Source organism: Chishuiella sp. (genome assembly GCF_032109125.1).
GTDB lineage: Bacteria > Bacteroidota > Bacteroidia > Flavobacteriales > Weeksellaceae > Empedobacter.
In genome coordinates, this window is record NZ_DAMCLZ010000001.1 from 391,420 (window position 1) to 410,287 (window position 18,868).

General features: G+C 26.3%; 21 protein-coding genes and 1 riboswitch. Of the genes, 14 read left to right on the top strand and 7 right to left on the bottom strand.

Annotated elements, in window-relative coordinates; all coding sequences use genetic code 11:
- Nucleotides 1–14: 14 nt before the first annotated feature.
- A riboswitch (SAM riboswitch) is annotated at nucleotides 15–118 on the bottom strand.
- Between the two features lie 328 nt (nucleotides 119–446).
- Nucleotides 447–1,022 (bottom strand): hypothetical protein, encoded by a 576-nt coding sequence (locus RT575_RS01695; protein WP_313578326.1) that lies wholly within the window; start codon nucleotides 1,020–1,022, stop codon nucleotides 447–449.
- Between the two features lie 143 nt (nucleotides 1,023–1,165).
- Here RT575_RS01695 and RT575_RS01700 point away from each other — a divergent pair, with 143 nt between their 5' ends.
- Nucleotides 1,166–1,417, top strand: a complete 252-nt coding sequence (locus RT575_RS01700; RefSeq protein ID WP_313578660.1) for an HIT domain-containing protein — start codon at nucleotides 1,166–1,168, stop codon at nucleotides 1,415–1,417.
- A 49-nt stretch (nucleotides 1,418–1,466) separates the two neighbouring features.
- Nucleotides 1,467–2,111 (top strand): ElyC/SanA/YdcF family protein, encoded by a 645-nt coding sequence (locus RT575_RS01705; protein WP_313578328.1) that lies wholly within the window; start codon nucleotides 1,467–1,469, stop codon nucleotides 2,109–2,111.
- A 45-nt stretch (nucleotides 2,112–2,156) separates the two neighbouring features.
- Here RT575_RS01705 and RT575_RS01710 read toward each other — a convergent pair whose 3' ends face one another.
- The 3 genes from RT575_RS01710 to RT575_RS01720 all read right to left on the bottom strand — a co-directional run bounded on the left by RT575_RS01710 (nucleotide 2,157) and on the right by RT575_RS01720 (nucleotide 5,869).
- Nucleotides 2,157–2,993, bottom strand: a complete 837-nt coding sequence (locus tag RT575_RS01710) for a GNAT family N-acetyltransferase (protein ID WP_313578330.1) — start codon at nucleotides 2,991–2,993, stop codon at nucleotides 2,157–2,159.
- A 603-nt stretch (nucleotides 2,994–3,596) separates the two neighbouring features.
- Complete coding sequence (locus RT575_RS01715) at nucleotides 3,597–4,337, bottom strand: hypothetical protein (protein WP_313578332.1); 741 nt, start codon at nucleotides 4,335–4,337, stop codon at nucleotides 3,597–3,599.
- A 5-nt stretch (nucleotides 4,338–4,342) separates the two neighbouring features.
- Nucleotides 4,343–5,869 carry a SulP family inorganic anion transporter gene (locus tag RT575_RS01720; RefSeq protein ID WP_313578334.1) on the bottom strand — a complete coding sequence of 509 codons (1,527 nt, stop codon included), beginning with the start codon at nucleotides 5,867–5,869 and terminating at the stop codon, nucleotides 4,343–4,345.
- A gap of 161 nt (nucleotides 5,870–6,030) precedes the next feature.
- Between RT575_RS01720 and RT575_RS01725 the strand changes: the two genes are divergently transcribed.
- Both RT575_RS01725 and RT575_RS01730 read left to right on the top strand, forming a co-directional pair.
- Nucleotides 6,031–8,844, top strand: a complete 2,814-nt coding sequence (locus RT575_RS01725; RefSeq protein ID WP_313578336.1) for a TonB-dependent receptor — start codon at nucleotides 6,031–6,033, stop codon at nucleotides 8,842–8,844.
- A gap of 67 nt (nucleotides 8,845–8,911) precedes the next feature.
- The gene (locus RT575_RS01730) at nucleotides 8,912–9,964 is read left to right on the top strand and encodes a phytase (protein WP_313578338.1); all 1,053 of its coding nucleotides are present in this window, start codon (nucleotides 8,912–8,914) and stop codon (nucleotides 9,962–9,964) included.
- A gap of 101 nt (nucleotides 9,965–10,065) precedes the next feature.
- On the opposite strand, the gene RT575_RS01735 is transcribed toward RT575_RS01730, so the two are convergent.
- Entirely contained in the window at nucleotides 10,066–10,866 is an 801-nt protein-coding gene (locus RT575_RS01735; protein WP_313578339.1) for a hypothetical protein, read from the bottom strand.
- A gap of 132 nt (nucleotides 10,867–10,998) precedes the next feature.
- Here RT575_RS01735 and RT575_RS01740 point away from each other — a divergent pair, with 132 nt between their 5' ends.
- The 5 genes from RT575_RS01740 (at nucleotide 10,999) to RT575_RS01760 (ending at nucleotide 13,942) form a co-directional block, all read left to right on the top strand.
- Complete coding sequence (locus RT575_RS01740) at nucleotides 10,999–11,412, top strand: DoxX family protein (protein ID WP_313384324.1); 414 nt, start codon at nucleotides 10,999–11,001, stop codon at nucleotides 11,410–11,412.
- Nucleotides 11,409–12,074: a peptide deformylase gene (def, locus tag RT575_RS01745; protein ID WP_313578341.1), complete on the top strand. Its 666-nt coding sequence runs from the start codon at nucleotides 11,409–11,411 to the stop codon at nucleotides 12,072–12,074. The genes RT575_RS01740 and def overlap by 4 nt, the downstream gene beginning before the upstream one ends.
- Nucleotides 12,075–12,608: 534 nt before the next feature.
- On the top strand, nucleotides 12,609–12,884 hold the full coding sequence (locus tag RT575_RS01750; protein WP_313578343.1) for a DUF2089 family protein: 276 nt from the start codon (nucleotides 12,609–12,611) through the stop codon (nucleotides 12,882–12,884).
- A complete protein-coding gene (locus RT575_RS01755) occupies nucleotides 12,877–13,362 on the top strand; it encodes a PH domain-containing protein (protein WP_313578344.1) in 486 nt (161 codons plus the stop codon). The genes RT575_RS01750 and RT575_RS01755 overlap by 8 nt, the downstream gene beginning before the upstream one ends.
- Nucleotides 13,343–13,942: a hypothetical protein gene (locus RT575_RS01760; protein ID WP_313578345.1), complete on the top strand. Its 600-nt coding sequence runs from the start codon at nucleotides 13,343–13,345 to the stop codon at nucleotides 13,940–13,942. The genes RT575_RS01755 and RT575_RS01760 overlap by 20 nt, the downstream gene beginning before the upstream one ends.
- A 164-nt stretch (nucleotides 13,943–14,106) precedes the next feature.
- On the opposite strand, the gene RT575_RS01765 is transcribed toward RT575_RS01760, so the two are convergent.
- Entirely contained in the window at nucleotides 14,107–14,454 is a 348-nt protein-coding gene (locus tag RT575_RS01765) for a hypothetical protein (protein WP_313578347.1), read from the bottom strand.
- Nucleotides 14,455–14,543: 89 nt separating this feature from the next.
- Here RT575_RS01765 and lpdA point away from each other — a divergent pair, with 89 nt between their 5' ends.
- From lpdA to RT575_RS15565, 4 genes are all read left to right on the top strand, one after another.
- On the top strand, nucleotides 14,544–15,935 hold the full coding sequence (gene lpdA, locus RT575_RS01770) for a dihydrolipoyl dehydrogenase (RefSeq protein WP_313384598.1): 1,392 nt from the start codon (nucleotides 14,544–14,546) through the stop codon (nucleotides 15,933–15,935).
- Between the two features lie 178 nt (nucleotides 15,936–16,113).
- Nucleotides 16,114–16,452, top strand: a complete 339-nt coding sequence (locus RT575_RS01775) for a hypothetical protein (protein ID WP_313578349.1) — start codon at nucleotides 16,114–16,116, stop codon at nucleotides 16,450–16,452.
- Nucleotides 16,406–16,807: a hypothetical protein gene (locus RT575_RS01780; protein WP_313578351.1), complete on the top strand. Its 402-nt coding sequence runs from the start codon at nucleotides 16,406–16,408 to the stop codon at nucleotides 16,805–16,807. The genes RT575_RS01775 and RT575_RS01780 overlap by 47 nt, the downstream gene beginning before the upstream one ends.
- Nucleotides 16,808–16,830: 23 nt before the next feature.
- Nucleotides 16,831–16,893: a hypothetical protein gene (locus tag RT575_RS15565; RefSeq protein WP_409515938.1), complete on the top strand. Its 63-nt coding sequence runs from the start codon at nucleotides 16,831–16,833 to the stop codon at nucleotides 16,891–16,893.
- 27 nt (nucleotides 16,894–16,920) lie between these two features.
- Here RT575_RS15565 and RT575_RS01785 read toward each other — a convergent pair whose 3' ends face one another.
- Nucleotides 16,921–18,003 (bottom strand): nucleoid-associated protein, encoded by a 1,083-nt coding sequence (locus RT575_RS01785; protein WP_313578353.1) that lies wholly within the window; start codon nucleotides 18,001–18,003, stop codon nucleotides 16,921–16,923.
- A 119-nt stretch (nucleotides 18,004–18,122) separates the two neighbouring features.
- Between RT575_RS01785 and pepE the strand changes: the two genes are divergently transcribed.
- Nucleotides 18,123–18,845, top strand: a complete 723-nt coding sequence (gene pepE, locus RT575_RS01790) for a dipeptidase PepE (RefSeq protein ID WP_313578354.1) — start codon at nucleotides 18,123–18,125, stop codon at nucleotides 18,843–18,845.
- Nucleotides 18,846–18,868: the final 23 nt, after the last annotated feature.

Here is an 18,868-nt window from a genome sequence, read left to right on the forward strand (position 1 = left end):
GTTGTTCTCATATTTCTTCATATTTCTCTTTTTAAAAAAGAGTAGGATGTAGCACCCAACTTACTTTGGGTTGCTAAGATTTCATAGGGCCTATTCCCTCAATCTTTCGTCATAAAGCGTTATGCAAAATTATTTATTCTATTTATAATAAAAAAATGATAATCAGTGAAATGAAGAATTATTTATAAGACAAAAAACTAAGTTAATAATACATCTTAATTCAATTGATTTTTAATTTATAATTTGTCTCAGTTTAGAATTTTATTCTAAATATCGATTGTTTTTTAGAAAAAGTATTTTTAATTAATTTTATTTAAATTTTTATAGTTGTTATTGCCTTAATTTTAAAAGGTATAAAATTATTTTAGAATGGTTTTACCATTGAATATATTGATAAGAGAATCTAAATTCTCCATTTCTAAAAGATTCATGAGGAATTGTTTTGTTTACAGCAATCCAGATCTATCAGTAGCTATTACAAAATAATTTGTACTCATGGTTATAGTTTGATATGACCCATTTGCAGTTGTAGAATATCTTACACCAAGTTCCTCTTTGTTATTGTGTGGTTTAAATGCTAAGTATCCTTTTAGGTCTGTGTCTAAAGCTCTTGAAGCTAGTGTGTTTACAGGCAACTCAGCTCTTGCTGAAATAGTCCAGAATTCACACCAATAAGGTCCAGGAGGTATACCATATTTTTTTGCAATATCAGGTTTGAAAACAAAAGAATAATAACCTTTTTTATTAGCAGGATTTTTAGTGATAGTTCTTGTGCCCAAGGTTTGAAAAATTGGTCTATTATCCCAAGGGCTAGTATTAATTTCAAGAGGCTTTAATCTGATATTTTCATTAGTAGTTATAAAATTTTGGTTTAAGTCATTTAGAATTTTAGAATTTTCTTCAGATTCTTTTAACAATTTTTCATATGATAGAACACTAGAATCGGTGTCATCATCACTACTACAACTAAAAGTAAAAGAACAGATAGAAGCACAAGATAGTAATAATATAATTTTTTTCATTTGGTAGTATTTTGTTTAAGATAAGTATTTTTAATTAAAAATTTAAACAAAATTGTATTTTCTTGTAAAATATTATAAAACAATAACTTATAATAACTTAGTTATGAAGATGAAAATTTTTTAGCTTTTTTGGATATTGATCTATAAATAAAGGTCATTTACCTATAATACCTAAAATTGATGTGTTAGATTTTGATGAATTAGAGGATTCTTTACTGTTGAAATTAACTTTACTTTCTAAAAAAATATTAATTCAATTGAAAAAAGAATATAATTTAGATGGATATACAATTATGCAAAATGGAGGAGATTTTAATGATATAGGGCATTTACATGTTCACTTATTTCCTAGATATCATAATGATGGTTTTGATTGGGTTTATAGAAAAGAATAAAAAAAAAGTTTTATTTTCGATTACATTTCAAAAATCCAAATAGCTTCCTATGAAGAAATTTTTTAAAAAGACAATTATTTATTTCCTACTTCTACTATTAGTGGTTGTTCTTTTTAGTTTTTATGCTAATTATAAAATAGAGAAATCGACAAAAGATTTTGTTACATATAATGTAAATGAATTGCCAGAAACAAAAGTTGCTTTGGTTCTAGGTACAGCACCTAATTTGGTTAATGGTTACCAAAATTATTATTTTACTTATAGAATTATTGCTGCCGATGAGCTATACAAATCAGGTAAAGTGACTCATTTTATTTTAAGTGGAGATCATGGACGAAAAGATTATAATGAGCCAGAAACAATGAAAAAAGCATTAATAGAAAAAGGTATTCCAGAGAATGTTATTTATTTAGATTATGCTGGTTTTAGAACGTTAGATTCAATGATTCGCGCAAAAGAAATATTTGGACAATCAAAATTTATAGTTGTTTCTCAGAAATTTCATAATCAACGAGCTATATTTATTGGTAAACAAAATGGGATTGATGCTTATGGGTATAATGCTAAAGATGTTAATAAACAAGCAGGATTAAAAACAAATGTAAGAGAGTTTTTCGCTAGAACAAAAGTTTTTATTGATAATTGGTTTGGTATACAGCCAAAATTTTTAGGAAAGAAGATAAAAATTAATTGAATATGTAATAAAAAAAGAACTTCATTTGAAGTTCTTTTTTTATTATTATAATGTTTTAATCATTTCGTATTGATTATCATACATAGATAATCCAAGAGATTTGATGAAATTGTTCGTAGTCAATTCATTTTCATCAATATTTATCATTTTGATTTCTTTATTTTTTAAATCACTAAATAGAATAGAAGCTAAGTATCTATTTCTATATTCATGATGAACACCAAATTCATAAATACGAGTATTCTTTTTATTAATGATTTTGTAAGCAACTAAATTATTACCTTCAAAAATACCTGTAATTAAACAATCATCAATGATATTTTTAATACTTTGGATATCATTTTTCCATGTAGGTTTTATATCCCAAAAGTTTTCTGTAATTAAATTTAAATCTGAAAAAGTCTTAATTTCATGTAATGGGTTTACAACTAAAATTGGAATACCTTTGTAACTATTAAGAGTTCTAGTTTTTACAAAACCACATGTTTCATATGCTTTTATTGCAAAATCATTTTTAGTGTTCACATCTAAATAAATACTTTTTACATTTATAGCCTTTAATTCAGAAAAACTATAATCAAGCATTTGTTGTGTTATTCTATTTCCTCTAAATTCAGGTGACACACCAGTTCCACCAATATAACTTACTTTTTGATTGTTTTGAATTCTTATTCCATATAATAAAAATCCAACTAAAACATCATCTATAAAAGCACCAATAGAAAATTCTAAATCAATGTCTTCCATCTTCAGTTTTTTCTGAAATTGATCTACATTTAGATGAATTGGTATATAGTAATTCTTATAGGACAAATTGTATAATGCTGATAATTCATTAATATCAACATTTCTTAACGACTCTATTTTTATGTTTGTTTGCATGATAGTTATTTGCACAACAAAAATATAACCAACATTTAGATCTATTCTAAAAATTATCATAAAAATTGATAGTTATTTTCTATGATAAATTTCGAATTTGATAAATTTTTTGACTTAAAAGTGTCATTAAGTAAAATTCAGTTAATTTTATTAAATAAATACTCTTATTTACTTAATAAAATTAGCATTTTGTCTTTTTTTTATGATTTAACATAATATTATTACCTATATAGCCGAATATAATTCAGAATTTATTAAATTTGCATACATTTTTAAAACTAAGAATACGAGAGAAGATTAATTTCTCCTCATTTGTTAAATTATAATATCTTCTCTCTATTTTTTATCTACCTACAAATCTTTTAATTATCTATTTTTTTAACGGTTTTATAATCGGTATTTCTTTTATCTCGTATTTTACTTAGATTTTTGTTTAGTTGTATAGCTTGCTATATTTTATTATATTTACAAAAAGAAGAAAAATGTTAGATAATATTATTTTTTTTGTAAAGAATAACTGGGATACAATTTTAATAACTGTTCTTGCAATTTTAATATTTTATTTTGTATTTCAGAATAAAAATAAAAAAGTTAGAAAATAAATTATTGGATCAATATTGGATTATTATAAATAAATTCAAACTTAAATCGTTCAATTAATTTATTAGAGGAAACTATTTTACCTATTTTATAATTAGAATACATAATTTTTTTATTAATTTGATATTCTAATATTTCTTCTTTAGTTGGATGTAATGGGGCAACAACATTATATGTTTCTTTATATATTTGCTTGTCTAATATATGTTCTATTGATTGACAAACATCTAAATAGTGGACATGATTAACAACTGTATTTAAATTAGATTTTTCTAAATTTAAATATCTTGATAAATATCGATCATCTCCCATTAAGCCACCTAATCTAAGAATAACAATTTGAGGGAATACTTTTTGTATTTTTTGTTCTATGAATATGTAGTTTTCATTTAATTCTTCATTAGTATATGAATTTTCGTTAATTATATTATCAGATTCTGGATATATTCCAGTGCTACTAATTATTATAATTTGTTTTTGATAACCAGAAATGAAATTTATAAGGTTACTGAATTTATTATTTAATACCTCTAAATTTTGTCTTTTACCAAATGGTATAGTAATTATGATAAATTCAAAATCGCTTAAATTGATTTTATCAACTTGTTCATCAAAATTAATAGAAATACAATTCTCTTTATCAGCTTTACGTTTTGTGGTAATAAAATCATATTTATCAGAAAGATAATTTTCTATACGACTACCTAACCAACCTTTTCCAATAATTAATCCTTTTTTTTTCATTAATTTTATTTAGATAACACTTTATAAGTAGGGTCTTCTTCTAAATTAATTTCTATTACAGTTTTTGCTTTATGTAATAAATTTATAGAATCTTGACTTAAATGTCTTAAAATAACTTTTTTATTTTGCTGTGCATATTTAGAAGTAATTGTATTTAATGCATTGATTGCACTCATATCGACAATACGACTATCTTTAAAGTCTATTATGATCTCGTCAGAATCTTCTTTTATATTAAATTTTTCCAAAAATGCAGTTGTAGAACCAAAAAATAACGGTCCATAAATCTCATATAAATTACGACCTTTTTCATCGATTGATTTTCTTGCTCTAATACGTTTTGCATTATCCCAAGCAAATATAAGTGCAGATATTATTACACCAATAAAAACAGCTAAAGCTAAATTATGTAAAATAACAGTTATACCAGCAACTAAAATACTTATAATTATATCAGATAAAGGCATTTTTGTAATGAGTTTAAAAAATCCCCATTTGAAAGTAGAAATAGCAACCATCATCATTACTCCAACTAATGCAGCCATTGGAATTTTCTCTATAACAGGAGAACCTATTAAAATTATGATAAGAATTGTTATGGCACCAATAGCAGGGCCAATTCTACTCCTTGAACCAGCTTCTAAATTAACAAATGTTTGTGCAATCATTGCACAACCTCCCATACCACCAAAAAAACCATTTGCTATGTTAGCTGTTCCTTGTGCAATACATTCTTTGTTTGATGAACCACGAGTTTCTGTAATTTCATCGACTAATGTTAATGTTAATAATGTTTCTATTAATCCAACAGATCCCATTATTATTGAATAAGGTAATATAATTTTAAAAGTTTCTATATCTATAGGAATATTCGGAATATGGAAAGATGGTAAACCTCCTTTTATACTTGCAATGTCTCCAACAGTTTTTGTGTCAATATTAAATCCGAAAACTACTAAAAATACAATAATTATTGCTACCAAAGATGAAGGTATTACTTTTGTTATTCTAGGAAATATATTTACAATTAGTACAGTTAGTAATGTTAAACCTAGCATAGTGTAAAGAGAATTACCAGTTAACCATTCTGTAATTCCATTCGAACTGATTTTAAATTGTTCTAATTGTGACATAAAGATTACAATTGCTAAACCATTAAGAAATCCAAACATTACTGGTTGAGGTATTAATCGTACAAATTTCCCTAATTTGAAAATACCTACAAGAATTTGGAATAAACCAGCTAATGCTACTGCAGCAAAAATATATTCTTGTCCATGGGTTACATATAAAGCTATAAGAGTAATAACTGTTGCACCAGCTCCACCTGAAACCATACCTGGTCTTCCACCAAAAATAGCAGTTATTATTCCCATTATAAAAGCACCATATAGACCTATAAGTGGAGATAATCCTGCTAGAATTGCAAATGATAACGATTCAGGAATCATTGTCATAGCAACTGTAAATCCAGCTAGAACTTCATTTTTTAGATTTATTTTTTTTATTTGGGCTATTTGAGATAAGATCATTTTTGATGTTTAAAATAAAGAGCACAAAAGTAAAAAATATATAATAGATATTATATCAAAAAACATATTGAGTTTTATACAAATGGTTAAAGTTATCATAATATATAATTAACCTTTAAGTAATATAGGGAATCTACTTTTGTGGCATAATTTACAAACACATGAAACATCTATTAAAACTTTCTTTATTTATTCTAGGTCCAATTGCACTTGCCCAAAGTGGAGTTATATCTGGAAAAGTATTAGATCAAAATGATCATTTCTCTTTACCAGGAGCTACATTACGTATAGAAAATTCTAATAAATATACAGTATCTGATAAAAATGGTAATTATCAGTTTTTGGATTTGAAACCTGGTGTATATACTGTATATATTGATTACTTAGGGTACGAAACAACATCACAACAAATAGAAGTTACTGAACATAATAATACTGTTATCGATTTTTCTCTTTCGAGTGGTTTACAAGAGTTAAATGAAGTTGTTATTTTAGGTGATTATTTAAAAGGACAAGCTAAAGCATTAAATCAACAAAAGAGTAATGGCAATATTACAAATATAATATCTTCTGATCAAGTAGGTCGTTTTCCAGATGCTAATGTAGGTGATGCTTTAAAGCGTGTTCCTGGAATTACTATGCAAAATGATCAAGGTGAAGCAAGAAATATAATTATTAGAGGTTTATCTCCTGAATTAAATTCTGTTATGTTAAATGGGGATCGTATCCCTTCTGCAGAAGGAGATAATCGTAACGTACAAATGGATCTGATTCCTTCTGATATGATTTCTACGATAGAAGTGAATAAAACATTAACTCCAGATATGGATGGTGATGCAATTGGAGGAGCTGTAAATTTAATTACTCGTGCTGTACCAAATAAAGAACGTATTTCTTTAACAGCATCTGGAGGATTTGCCCCAATTAGAAATAAAGGTTTATATAATACTGCATTTATATATGGAAATCGATTTTTTAATAATAAACTTGGTATTGTAGCTTCTGGAAGTTATCAGCAACAGAATTATGGTTCTGATAATATAGAATCTGTTTGGAAAAAAGGTGATAATAATGATTTCTATGTATCACAAATGGATGTACGTAAATATGATGTACAACGTATAAGAAGAAGTGTTTCTTTATCTTCTGATTATAAATTTAATAAAAATAATCGTATTGATTTTACTGCAATGTATAATTGGAGAGATGATAGAGAAAATAGATATAGAACACGATATAATGGAATAAAACAAGTATTTGATGATAATGGTAATGTTGTAGGTTATACAGGAGAAATTCGTAGAGAGACTAAAGGAGGTATTGATAATAACAGAAATAAAAATGCTCGTTTAGAAGATCAAAGAGTTTATAATCTTTCTTTAAGAGGAGAACATTTACTTTCTTCTTCTCTTGATATGGATTGGGGAGTATCGTATTCTAAGGCAAGTGAAGATAGACCACATGAACGTTATATTGATTATCGTCAGAAAAATGTAAATTTAAATGAAGATTTATCAGACGGAAATTATCCTTTAGTTACTACTGTAGGAGATGATAATCCAGCCAATTATTCATTAGGGAAAATAACAGAAAGTAAAAGATATACTGATGAATCTGAATTTGGAGCTAAAATTAATTTTAGAGTTCCTTTTAGTCTTATTTCTAATCAAAAAGGTAGATTGAGATTTGGAGGACGTTTACGTATTAAAGAAAAAGAAAGAAATGATATTTTTTATTCATATAAACCAGTTAATAGTTTAGGTAATTTAGCAAACATACCTACATCATATTATACTGGAAATGGATATAATCCTGGCTCAAAATATGTGCCTGGGACATTTGCTTCAAATTCTTATTTAGGAGGTTTGGATTTAAGTAATCCTTCATTATTTAAAGAAACTTTAGATCCTTCAGAATATTTATCAGGAAATTATAAAGCTAAAGAAAGAATTACAGCAGGATACATCCGTTGGGATCAAGACTTATCAGAAAATACATCAATTATTACAGGGGTAAGATTTGAGAATACAAATATTGATTATACAGGGAATTATGTTGAGAATGAAGAAGATTTAGTAAGTCAAATCTCTAATAAAAATGATTATTTGAATGTTTTACCTAGTATTACATTAAAACATAATTTTACAAAAGACTTTATACTTAGAGCAGCTTTTACTACTGGAATTGCACGTCCTAACTATTATGCATTAGTTCCTTATGTAAATGTTGTTCAAGAAAATTATGAAATAGCAGAAGGTAATCCAGATTTAAAAGCAACTTATGCTTATAATTATGATATTATGGCTGAAAATTATTTTGATAAAATTGGAATTGTTTCTGGAGGTTTCTTTTATAAAAGATTGAATAATTTTATTTATACATATAGAAATAATAATTTTTCATCAAATGATTTTGCTCAATTACATCCAAATTTAGCTAATCCAATTCCTGAAGGTGAAACTTGGCAATATAAACAAGCTAGAAATGGAGATCATGTTAATGTTTGGGGATTCGAAGTTGCTTTTCAAAGACAATTAGACTTTATACCAGGAGAATTTTTTAAACATCTTGGTGTTTACCTTAATTATACTTACACAAAATCTAAAGCTAAAGGAATAACAAATGAAGATGGTGATGTAAGAAATGATTTAAATTTACCTAAAGCTGCACCTCATATGTTTAATGCATCATTGGCTTGGGAGAATAAAAACTTTACTGCTCGTGTTTCTATGAACTATACATCTTCATATCTTGATGAGGTTGGAGGAAATGCTGATGAAGATACATATTATGATAAACAATTATTTGTTGATGCTAATGCATCTTATAAATTCAATAAATATTTACGTATTTTTGTTGAAGCAAATAATTTAACAAATCAGCCATTACGTTATTATCAAGGTGTTTCTGATCGTTTGAAACAAGTTGAGTATTATCAACCTCGATTTAACATGGGCCTAAAATTTGATTTTTAAAATCGATCTAATATAATTAAAAAAATGGTCAGTTATTTTGCTGACCATTTGTATAATAAATAATTTCATGAAAAAAATAATACTTACAATATCTTCAGTTATTCTTTTTATTGCTTGTTCTAAACCTGGATTAGCTCCAATTCCTAAAGATGCTATACAGCCTACAATTGTTACTCAACAAACTCCTAATGATACGGATGATCCGGCTGTTTGGGTTAATAAAAATAATCCTGATGAATCAATAATCGTTGGAACAGATAAGTTTAAAGAAAATGGAGGTTTATATGCTTATAATTTAAAAGGAGAAATCATTAATAAAATTGTACCTCTTAATCGTCCTAATAATGTGGATATTGCTTATGGGTTCAATTATCAAGGTAAACAAATTGATATTGCTATAACAACAGAAAGAGGTAATAATAAAATTCGAATTGTTTCTTTACCTGATTTTAAATTAATTGATAATGGAGGTGTTGAGGTTTTTGCGAATGAGGAATTTCGTGATCCAATGGGAATTGCAACTTATAAGCTAGGTGATAAAATTTATGCAATTGTTGGTCGTAAATCTGGTCCATCAGAAAATTATCTATTTCAATATTTATTAGAAGATAACAATGGAAAAATCGAAGCTAAGTTAGTTCGTAAATTTGGAAAATATTCTGGTAAAAAAGAAATTGAAGCAATTGCTGTAGATCAAGAACTTGGATTTATTTATTATTGTGATGAAACTGCTGGTGTAAGAAAATATTATGCAGATCCTTCTAAAGGAAACGATGAATTATCGTTTTTTGGACAAAAAGATTTTAAAAGAGATCACGAAGGAATTGCTATATATAAAACATCTTCGACTGATGGATATATTTTAATTTCTGATCAACAGGCCAATTATTTTAATGTTTATAAAAGAGAAGGAGACACGAACAATCCAAATAAACACGAAATTATTGCAAAAATACCTGTTTCTACGATAGAATGCGATGGAGCTGATGCTATCAATTTCAATTTTAATTCAACTTTTCCAAAAGGTTTTTTTATTGCAATGAGTAACGGAAAAACGTTTCAATTATATGATTGGAGAATAATTCAAAAAGAAATAGATAAACAATATCAACCAAAATAAATAATAGTAAAAAATACTTATTGTTTGATATAAATAAGTTTACCTCATCAAAAAAAGCACAACTAACAGTTGTGCTTTTTTTGATGAGGTTTATATCTATTTTAGTTATATCTGATCGTTCTTATAGTATTAGAAATAGGCATTTCAAATTTTGAAGCATATTGCGTTCTTTTTGTCCAATTTTTATGTGTATCGTATTCGTATAAAATTTTAGTAATATTTTGAACCTTACTATTTGCATCAAAAGTAGTTTCTTCAATTAAATTATTATTTACGTCATATTTTCGTAAAAACTTATTGATTAGTTTTTTACCATTGTTCAAATATTCTTCTTCAATAGGATTTCCTTTATCATCATTTTTATAGACAATAGAGTAGTTTCCATTGTTGTATTTAACATTCGTTTTTATCAGAAAATTATTTTTATACTCATTTGTTTTTTCAATAAATAAATTTCCTTCTTCTAACAAGTTGTTCTCTTTTTCTGATATTATATTTTTAGATGAATCTAATATATATTCAGTTTTAGTTATTATTACATCATTTTCTGATTTTGTAACAACGTAACCTTCATGAGAATATTCATAGGTATATAAAATGATTAAACTATCATCATTATTTTTTACTTCTCTTGAAAGTATTTCATTCTTATCATTGTAAGAGATTATTTCTGTAGAAACTAAATCTCCATTTTCAGCAAATGATTCTCTTTTTATAAGGTTATCATTTTTATAATCAGATTTTATATGATATTCTAAACTATATCCAGTAATTTGATCCATTCTAATTCCTGCTTTTTGCATAGATTCTTCAATAAATTTAGGACTATTTTTTATCGATTTATCTTGGGCAAAATTATAAGATGATAAAACTAATGCCATCACTAATAAGGTTTTTTGCATAACTGTAATTTACTATAAAGTTTAAATAACTTCAATATTTACGACAAATAAATAAAAAATTATTATGATTTTAATCTGTTTTTAAGTTAAAACTTAAAACTAGAACTTATATTTGATCTAAATTAAAAAAATATGAGTTCAAAATTAAAACTTTTAAGTACAAAACCTGCTTTAGTTGATTTATCATTATTATTAATTAGAATTTTAGCAGGAGGATTTATTTTATCACATGGATTAGGTAAATTACAAAAATTAATCAATGGCGATTTTACATTTGCTGATCCTTTGGGTGTAGGACCAGAAGCCTCGTTGATTTTGACAGTTTTTGCTGAAATTATTTGTGCTTTTTTTATTGTTATAGGTTTATTTACTCGTTTTATGGCAGCCCCATTGATTATAACAATGTTAGTTATTATTTTTATTGTACATAAAACAGATGATTTTGGACATAAAGAATTGGCTTATTTTTATTTAATTAATTATATCGTTATATTTTTATCAGGTGCAGGAAAGTATTCAGTTGATAAATTACTATTAAAAAAATGATAAAAACAATTTTACCTAATTTATTATTATTTTGTTCAATTTCACTATTTGCACAAACTAAAACTATGAATACATATAAACCTTTATCAGTAAAAGAAACCAAATTAATTAACGAAAAAAATGCATTAGATCCTTTTCGTGTTTTACTTACAACTTCTAAAAGGGATACTAAAATTTTAAAATCAATTTCAGAAGATATTGATCCTAAAGATCCTTCTATAAAATTATTGGCTGACAGAATGTATGCAACTGTCCAAGACGAGGCTAGTAAAGGAGTTGGTATAGCTGCTCCACAAATAGGAATTAATAGAAATGCTGTTTGGGTGCAACGATTTGATAAAAAAAATGAACCTTTCGAATTTATTATTAATCCAAAAATAACATGGTATTCGGACATTGTTCGTCATGGTAGAGAAGGCTGTTTATCTATTCCAGATATTTTTGGAAAAGTTTACAGAAGCCTTATTATTCGATTAGAATATTATGATTTAAAAGGAGAGTTTCATGACGAAACAGTAGAAGGTTTTACAGCCGTTATTTTTCAGCATGAATATGACCATTTATTAGGAACACTATTTACTGATCGATTAAAAGAGCAAGAAGATTTAGATTATGTCAAAGCAGAAATAATGAACGATGTTTTTTATTTAAAAAGGAAATAAGTTCTAAAATTTATAGAAAAAAGCAACATTATTATAGTGTTGCTTTTTTTGTGATTATACTTTTAATAATTTATTTTTTGGCAATCCGTTCGGGCCGCGCTTTTTCGTTCCCAATCTTTTCTAATTGGTATTATTCTGTTTTCAAAAAGTAACCAATTAGAAAAGGATTTTCACTTCAATCGCTATTGCAAATGCTTAGTAAAAAGCAATATATAACCTGTTGTGCATTTAGTTTATTTAATTAACAAAACCGTCATTTATAGAAGAATTCTGTATCGAAAAAAAAGGTTTTGAAGATAAAATTATATTCTCGATACAATTTTTCTACATTTTAATTCGAAATATTATTCGCACTGACGAATTTTAAAGTCAAAATACAAAACGGTTTTTTAATTAAATAGATTTATTAATACTCATAAAACCTATAATTTAGTTTAATTTATTAAAAACAAGTTGATTAAATATATATATTGTTTTAATATTATTAAAATTATATTTAACTTTATTAAATTAATAATCAATAAAAGTAAACTTATGGATAAAAAATTGCCAGTTATATGTCCTAGTTGTGCAAATGAATTAGTCGTTGAAAAATTAATTTGTAATTCATGTGAAACTCAAGTTGTAGGAAACTATAAATTACCATTATTTTTAAAATTAACCAATGATGAGCAAGAGTTTATCATGCAGTTTTTTATCAGTTCAGGAAGTTTAAAAGACATGTCGAAACAAATGGACGTAAGTTATCCAACAATGAGAAATAGAGTAGATGATTTAATTAATAAAATAAAAATCTTATCAGATGAATAAAGAATTTTCAGTTTCGTTGTCAAAATTTCAATTGTTTACGACAATATCTCTTATCACTTTATTATTACTAATAGGCAATGTAATTATAATACAGCAAGAGGAAAAATATCCAGGTTATATATACAATGCAATAGTAATTCCTATTATAATAAGTTGCTATTTGGTTTCGTTGACTATCATAAAAATAGATCAAAATAATATCTATTTAGTGACTAAAATTAAAACCTTTACGATTCCAATTAATGAAATAGAATCTGTAAGTAAAAAATCTCAACAAAACATATTTCCAATATTCGGTTGGAGATGGATTTTTGGTTTAATAGGTTATACAATGGATGGATATTATTGTAATATAAAAGATACAAAAAAATTGATTGGTATTCAATTAGCAAATAAGAAATACTTAATTAGTTGTGATCAACCAGAAGAATTTATTCACTTAATAAATACAATAAAAAATGACAAAAAAATTACTTAATCCTTTTGCTTATATAAATGATGTTAAATTATTGATAATTGGATTTATAGCACATTTATTTTTTATATTTATTGCGTATTATTTTAATTATTATTTTCCTGATTTTATTAGTATACAAAAAACAATAATTAACTTTTCTTTTTTAGATATTTTATATCAAAATTCGAGAAATGTAATTATAGCTTGTATAATTTTATTTATATGTGGGAGAAGAATAAATTCTAAAACACGTTTTATTGATATTTGTAATGTAGTTTTGATTGCAAGAATACCCTATTATCTAATTTTATTGACAGATTTTATTCCAATCGTAAAAGAAAAAATGAATCTTGTAACAAAAAGTGTTCAGACAAATAACTTGGTTGTTTTTCAGGATTCTTCTGTAATGGTTGTAATTATGATAATTGCAATTTTAGCATTGCTAGTTATGGTTTTGATGTTTTATTATTTATATATAGGTTTTAAAACAGTTACAAATCTAAAGACATTAAAACAAAAATTAGGATTCATTCTATCAGTTATCATCATAATATTTATAACATTTGTTTTATCAGTTTTAATTCCTCAAACTATTTTTTAAGTTATAAATAAAAACGGTATTTATAGCTATGAAATTGTACAGTCTTAATTTAATTACAATGTCATTCTTAGCGTGTCGAAGAATTTTTAATTTTTAGATGTAATTTTTGACAATTTACTTTTAGATATTTACAATAGAATATAAATAATAAAAAACGCAACAAATTACTTTGTTGCGTTTTCTTTTACATAGTATTCAAACTTCAATCCCTGTATATTGTAAGGATCAAATCCTTTGTATATATTCTCTATTAATTGTTTTACTTGATAATAAGTAAAAAGTATACTGTACGAGCCTTGTTCATTATAAATAGGTATTTCAACTAAAAATAAAAAACGATCGTATTTGGATATTTGAATAGTATTTCCATCTCGATTTACAAATCCAATATAACTTCCATCATAATCAGGAAGGTTATGAAAAATCTCAATGGCTTGTTCTAAACTACCTTCCAAAGGTAATTCAGTTTCGACTAATAAGTCATCAGCGTAATTTTCAAAGAATATTTTCACATTGCAAAAATAATAAATTTTAATCTATTTTCTATAATTGCTTTTATTTCCCTTTTTAATTATTAAATTAGCATCAAATTATGGAAAAAATGAGTTACGACATTATAGTTATTGGAAGTGGTCCTGGTGGGTACGTTGCAGCCATCAGAGCAGCACAATTAGGTAAAAAAGTAGCAATTGTAGAAAAAGCTGAATTAGGAGGAATTTGTTTAAACTGGGGGTGCATCCCAACGAAAGCATTATTAAAATCTGCGCAAGTATTTAAGTATTTAAATCATGCAGAAGATTTTGGTATCAATTTACCTTCTGATATATCTTTTGAATTTGGGAATGTCGTTGCTCGTAGTAGAGGAGTAGCAGATCGCATGAGTAAAGGAGTTCAGTTCTTAATGAAAAAGAACAAAATTGATGTGATTCAAGGTGAAGCTAAAGTTTTACCAGGTAAAAAAGTAAAAGTTACTGCTGCTGATGGTTCAGTTACTGAATTATCATCTCAAAATATTATTATCGCAACAGGAGCTCGTTCAAGATCATTACCAGCTTTACCACAAGATGGTAAAAAAGTAATTGGTTATAGAGGAGCTTTAGCAATGGAAAAACAACCAAAATCTATGATTGTTGTTGGTTCTGGTGCAATTGGAGTTGAGTTTGCTCACTTCTACAATACTTTAGGAACAAAAGTTACTATTGTAGAGTATTTACCACGTATTGTTCCTGTAGAGGATGAAGATATTTCTAAACAATTATTATTATCTCTTAAAAAATCAGGAATTAATATCTTAACTAATGCAGAAGTTACTGGTGTTGATACATCTGGAGAAGGTGTAAAAGCAACAATTAAAACTGCTAAAGGAGAAGAAGTTTTAGAAGCTGATGTTGTTTTATCTGCTGCTGGAGTTGTTCCAAACACTGAAAATATAGGTTTAGAAGAAGTTGGAATAGCTACAGAAAGAGGTAAAATTGTGATTAATGATTTCTGTGAAACATCTGTAAAAGGATATTTTGCAATTGGAGATGTTGTTAAAGGAGCTGATTTAGCTCACTTAGCATCTGCACAAGGTATTTTATGTGTTGAGCATATTGCTGGTGAAAAAGTTGAACCAATTGATTACGGAAATATTCCTGGTTGTACATATTGTTCTCCAGAAATTGCATCTGTTGGTCTTACAGAAGCTAAAGCTAAAGAGGCTGGTTACGAAGTTAAAGTTGGTAAATTCCCATTTTCTGCAAACGGTAAAGCTGTTGCGAATGGAGCTGCTGATGGTTTCGTAAAAGTTGTTTTTGATGCTAAATATGGAGAATGGTTAGGTTGTCACATGATTGGTGATGGAGTTACAGAAATGATTGCTGAAGCGGTTGTTGCTCGTAAATTAGAAACTACAGCTCATGAAATTATGAAATCTGTACATGCTCATCCTACAATGGCAGAAGCTATTATGGAGGCTGTAGAAGATGCATATGGTCATTCTATTCATATCTAAGAATAAAATATAATTTTATCATAATTAAGAGATGGTTTTTTAACCATCTCTTTTTTTAACTAGAGATTAATAAATCTTTAACAAAACGTTAACTCCTTTTTAGATTTGTTTCATAATTTATAAAAAAATATAAATATGAGAAAAATCTATTTTTTATTAGCTATATTTACTTTACTTATTGGTAACATCTTTTGCTCAAAATAATGTTTTTGTAGGGTCTGATTTTGAGGATTTTGATGCTTTTCAATCAAACTTAAATCAATATGGACTACAAGTTTATGCAACACAAGGAAAAGGAAAAGGAGTAAATGGCTCTAATTCTTTAAACATAACAACTACTGCAATAGGTAATGATTATGTTTTTACAGCAAATCTTGGAAGTGTAGTTTCTGCAAAACCTAAAGAAATCTCTTTTTGGATAAATGGTACTGCAAATGGAAAATCTATCTCTTTGAATGTATATAAGCTAGATGGAACTTATTATAGCTATAAATTTAGAGAATCTAACTACAAATAGTAAATTTCAATCAGCTACAAATAATCAATATACAGGCTCTATTAATACAAATGGTCAATGGGTAAAAGTTACACTAGATTTAACAAATAAAGCTGATTTAAATATTTCTAATTTAAATTCAAGTTTTTTTGCTTTAAAAATAGGAAGAGAAGGAGTTTATTCTATTGATGTTGATAATTTTGAGTTATGGGATGAAACAATGAATACATATGATTTGACTGTATCAAAACCTATTTCAAATACTTTATGGACTAATGAAGCAACATTCAATGTTAAAGATAAAACAATTGTAGAAATCTATAATATTAATGGGCAGATGATAAAACTTTTGAAGTTAAAGGAATACAAACTGTAAATGTTTCTAATTTAGTAAAAGGAATTTACATTTTAAAAACAACTTCTAATGGAAAAACATCTACTCAAAAAGTAGTTAAAAAATAAAAAGAGGTAATTAAAATTACCTCTTTTTTATTGCTCTGTATTAAAAAATACTTTATAATAATACATTTTCTTTTCTTCATCAAAACCCCTTTCCAAATATTCTTCAGCGGTATCAGGATTAGTTAAATCTAATTTTATATTAATCTTTGTATCTAATTTGATTTCACTTTTAATTTTTTTCGATTCTTTCATTAAAGTAGGAACAGAAACCTCAAAAGATTCAACAAATTCAACACGATTATTTTCACTATAATCTTTTTTATAATCTTTAAACTCATCAATTAATTCAAATGGTTTAATAACTTGTTCTTCAATAATTTCATTTGTTATAAATTCATTTGAATTTAATACGTTAATTGAGTTAGAAATAAATTCTGCTTGTTGTTTTTTATCTGATTTTTCTAAAAGAAAATCATTAGAAAAGTCAGTAATTAACTCCATGTATTTTTTTGTATGGTAATTATTATCTTTAATTAAATCAATTTCTAAAAAGTTTTTTTTCCAGTATTCAGATTCAACATTTTTATCATCTATTGAATAAACTCGAAAACCTTCATCTCTATGTACATCAAGAATAAGTGTGGCTTTGTCTATTCCTTCAAGTTTGTACCCTTTCCAAATGTTATAATCTAATCCCTTTGATTCATCAAATCGTAAAAATTTCTTTTTATTTTCTAATTTATAAATTCCAATTCCTTTGCATGGAATTCCATCAAACATCATATTTTCAAAAACAGTAATAAAGACTTCACCACTTTTTATTTGAGGATGTAATGATTTTTCATATAAATGGCTTAAGACTTCTTGAGAAAAATCGATAAAGTCAACCTCTTCATCAAACATTTGTTTGCAATGATTATATAGGATATTAAATTCTAATTTCTCAGTATAATGAGTAAAATGATTGATTTCTAATGATTTTTTGAATGGATTCAATAAAAAAGGAACTAATTGTTCTTCTTTTGATTCATCATAATCTAGCGTTTTATCAGCAAAAATATTTGCTTCTTCTCGTACTTTATGTCCAACTTTTTGTAAGCTTATAAAAGCGATATATGCATTTTTAACGTCAATCATTGTTCTGGATTTCTCATTTACAAAAGTACTCATTAATAAAATCTATACAAATCTTTTTGGGTTGTTAAAACTAAATTTTGATAGATAGTAGTATATTTGAATTACTAAGTAAAATATATAAAAACTTATTATTATTAATAAAAATTAGAATTATGATTAATACCAATTATCGTTTACTTGTAATTAGCACAAGTACAATTTATGGTAGTGGATATTTAGAATATATTAGAGAAGAAATTTTAGATTTCTTACAAACTGATGAATTACTTTTTGTACCATTTGCACGTCCATCAGGTATCAGTCATGATGATTATACAAATAATGTAATGAATGCATTGCATCCATTCGGAATAAATGTAACAGGTTTACATTCTTATGAAAATCCTAAGGAAGCGATAAAAAATGCAAAAGCAATTTTCATTGGTGGAGGAAATACATTTTTGTTATTAAAAACATTGTATGAACTAGATTTAGTTCAATCTATTAAAGATGTTGTTGCTAATGGTATACCATATATGGGAAGTAGTGCAGGCAGCAATATGACAGGTTTAACTATAGGAACAACAAATGATATGCCTATTGTATATCCACCAAGCTTTGATGCTTTACAGTTTTTACCTTTTAATATTAATCCTCATTATCTTGATCCGGATCCAAATTCAAAGCATAAAGGTGAAACGAGAGAAACAAGAATCAATGAATTTCATCAATTTAATAAACAAACTGTAGTAGGTTTGAGAGAAGGTAGTTGGTTGAGAGTGGAAAATGGTAAAATTGAATTAAAAGGGGAGTTAACTGCTCGTATTTTTAATCAGGATAAAGAACCAATTGAAATTGAATCTGGGATTTTATCTCAAGATTTAATTGCTAAATAAATAAAAAATGGATTGTATTTTGA